The 835-nt window shown below is 57.6% G+C and carries 3 protein-coding genes; all 3 read left to right on the forward strand.

Annotation, left to right across the window (positions count from 1 at the left end; translation table 11 throughout):
• A partial coding sequence (locus tag MiSe_RS49375) for a hypothetical protein (RefSeq protein WP_226594920.1) occupies positions 1–250 on the forward strand: 250 nt, incomplete at its 5' end.
• Between the two features lie 33 nt (positions 251–283).
• Positions 284–526 carry a hypothetical protein gene (locus MiSe_RS49380; protein WP_226594922.1) on the forward strand — a complete coding sequence of 81 codons (243 nt, stop codon included), beginning with the start codon at positions 284–286 and terminating at the stop codon, positions 524–526.
• Between the two features lie 125 nt (positions 527–651).
• The coding region (locus MiSe_RS49385; RefSeq protein WP_226594924.1) for a hypothetical protein at positions 652–835 on the forward strand (184 nt) is incomplete at its 3' end.

The following is an 835-nucleotide window of genomic DNA, read 5'->3' on the forward strand; positions in this document are numbered from 1 at the left end:
CAAACCGATGGTGCTGGATTGGCTTCGCTGGTGGCGGCACGGCAATCATCAAATCAGAGCTTGTAGATCGTTTTCTCCTGCCGTGCCCCTAGCAAACCGATGGTGCTGGATTGGCTGCGCTGGTGGCGGCACGGCAAGCATCAAATCAGAGCTTGTAGATCGTTTTCTCCTGCCGTGCCCCTACCAAACCGATGGTGCTGGATCGGCTGCGCTGGTGGCGGCACGGCAAGCATCAAATCTGCGCTTGTAGATCGTTTTCTCCTGCCGTGCCCCTAGCAAACCGATGGTGCTGGATTGGCTTCGCTGGTGGCGGCACGGCAATCATCAAATCAGAGCTTGTAGATCGTTTTCTCCTGCCGTGCCCCTAGCAAACCGATGGTGCTGGATTGGCTGCGCTGGTGGCGGCACGGCAAGCATCAAATCAGAGCTTGTAGATCGTTTTCTCCTGCCGTGCCCCTACCAAACCGATGGTGCTGGATCGGCTGCGCTGGTGGCGGCACGGCAAGCATCAAATCTGCGCTTGTAGATCGTTTTCTCCTGCCGTGCCCCTAGCAAACCGATGGTGCTGGATTGGCTTCGCTGGTGGCGGCACGGCAATCATCAAATCAGAGCTTGTAGATCGTTTTCTCCTGCCGTGCCCCTAGCAAACCGATGGTGCTGGATTGGCTGCGCTGGTGGCGGCACGGCAAGCATCAAATCTGCGCTTGCAGATCGTTTTCTCCTGCCGTGCCCCTAGCAAACCGATGGTGCTGGATTGGCTTCGCTGGTGGCGGCACGGCAAGCATCAAATCTGCGCTTGTAGATCGTTTTCTCCTGCCGTGCCCCTACCAAACCG

Origin of the sequence: Microseira wollei NIES-4236, assembly GCF_020521235.1 — a bacterium.
Lineage (GTDB): Bacteria > Cyanobacteriota > Cyanobacteriia > Cyanobacteriales > Aerosakkonemataceae > Microseira > Microseira wollei.